Source organism: Achromobacter semiaridum, assembly GCF_053543755.1.
The window spans coordinates 1-2,245 of record NZ_JBLVOL010000113.1 but is presented as its reverse complement, the minus strand read 5'-3'; the positions used below and the strand labels follow the sequence as shown (position 1 = coordinate 2,245).

The window sequence follows — 2,245 nt, the reverse complement described above, 5'->3', positions numbered from 1 at the left end:
CGACGCCGATCGTGTGCAAGCCGCCATCGGCGGCGGCGCCGTCGCGCAGCAGGGGGCCGCAGGCCCTGCCGTGGGCGCCGCTTCCAGCGTGGACGCGCAGCGTCTGAACGCCGCGGCTGCAAGCAACGTCGGTAACGCCGCGCTGGACGGCGGCGGCACCATTACCGGCAACGCCGTGCAAGGCGGCAAGACGCTGTCCGGCGCGCGGCTGCCCGGCTGGGACGCCCTGTTGCCCTCCGGCGCCAAATTCCTGACGCCCTCGGGCCAACCCAAGCGTCTGGGCGATGGCTTCTACGAGCAAAAGCTCGTATCTGACCAAATCCTGTCCACGACTGGACTACGGTTCCTGGACCGCTTCGGCGACAACGACAGCCAATACAAGGCCCTGATGGCGGAAGGCGCCAAGTTCGCGCGGGCCAACAACGTCCAGGTCGGCGTGGCGCTGACCGATGAGCAACAACGCCGGCTGACCAGCGATCTTGTGTGGCTGGTCGAACAAACCGTCACCCTGCCGGACGGCAGCAACGATACCGTGCTGGTGCCCAAGGTCTACCTGGTTGTGCGCAAAGGCGACCTGAAGGGCGACGGCACATTGATGGCCGGCCGCGACGTCAAACTTGCGGCCGACGGCGACATCGTCAACAGCGGCACGATCGGCGCACGCCATGCCACGGTGATGAGCGCGTCGAATATCGTCAACCGGGCGGGTGGTTTGGTGCAGGGGGCGGTCGTGGATCTGGCCGCGCGCGAAGACCTGACCAACCTTGCCTCGCTGATTCAGGGCGATTCCGTCACGCTGAAGGCGGGGCGCGACATCGCGCTGGCCTCGACGGCGGCGTCGGAAAACAACGGCGCGACCTGGGGCTCGTACCTCTCGGGCGTCTCGCGCGTGGATGCCGGCAACCTCAGCATGCAGGCGGGTCGCGACGTGACGTTGACGGCGGCACAGGTGGCCGCCAAGGACGACGTGCGCGTGCAGGCAGGCCGGGATATCAATCTGGCCACGCTTGAGGAAAGCCACGGCGAATCGCTGGTGCTGAACAAGAAGAATCGGCATGACCTCGCCACCAGCAAGGAGATCGGTTCCAGCATCGACGCGGACGGCAAGGTCACGATGATCGCGGGGCAGGACGTTAATGCGCGGGCGGCGGATGTCACGGCCGGTGAGCAGTTGGCCGTTGGCGCCGGCCGCGACATCAACTTGATCGCCGGCGTGCAAAGCGGCTCGGCCTACGACGAAACGCATTACAAGACCCGTGGCTTCCTGTCCTCGAAGACCACGCATACCAAGACGGCCCTTGACTGGGAACAGGCCCTGGCCACTACCTTCACCGGCGACACCGCCGTGCTGATGGCTGGACGCGATCTGACTGTTGCAGGCTCGAACGTTGGTGCGCAGAAGGATCTGGTGATGTCGGCCGACCGCGACGTCAACATTCTGGCCGGCCAGAACGCCGAGGACGGCTACGACTACAAGATGGTCAAGAAGTCAGGCTTTGGCGCCATGGGCGGATTCAGCTATGGCACCCGTCAGCAGACGGATTCGCTTGATAGCAAGAAGGTTTTCCACAACGCCAGCACCGTCGGAAGCGTCGAAGGCGATGTGCTGATCAACGCTGGCAGCGCTCTCAATATCAAGGGCAGCAACGTCATCGCGCGCCAGGGCGACATCACGCTGATCGGCAAGGAAGTCAACATCGGCGCGGCGCTGGACACCACGAAAGAGAAGGAATTCCATGAGATCAAGCAGACGGGGTTGAGCATTAACGCCAACACGCCTTTGGTCGACGCAATGCAGACCGCGGGAAGAATGGGGGATGCAGCAGGGAGGACCGATAACAAGGTGATGCAGGGGCTGGCTTTGGCGACTACCGGCCTTGCCGCGGCTAACGCCTATGACGCTGTCGCGGCCGATCCCAAGAGCGCTGGCGGCGTGAGTGTCAGTATCAACTTTGGAGTGAGCAAGAGCCAAAGCACGGCAGATCGCGCGTCGTCTTCCGTTTTGGGATCTACCGTGGCAGCGGGCCAAGACCTGACCATCGTCGCCAAGGGGGCCGGCTCCGCGTCCGACGTCACCGTCACAGGTTCACGCCTGTCAGCAGGGAGCAACGCCATCATCAAAGCAGATGGCGACATTCTGCTGCAAGCTGCGCAGAACACCTTTGAACAACACACGAAGAACAAGAGCTACAGCGGTAGCGTCGGCATTGGGGTCTCAGCGAACAGCGAAGACGGTATAGGCGTG

At 63.7% G+C, this 2,245-nt stretch carries 1 protein-coding gene; it reads left to right on the top strand.

The features are described from left to right. A partial coding sequence (locus tag ACNPP0_RS24250) for a hemagglutinin repeat-containing protein (protein WP_448707234.1) occupies positions 1–2,245 on the top strand: 2,245 nt, incomplete at both ends.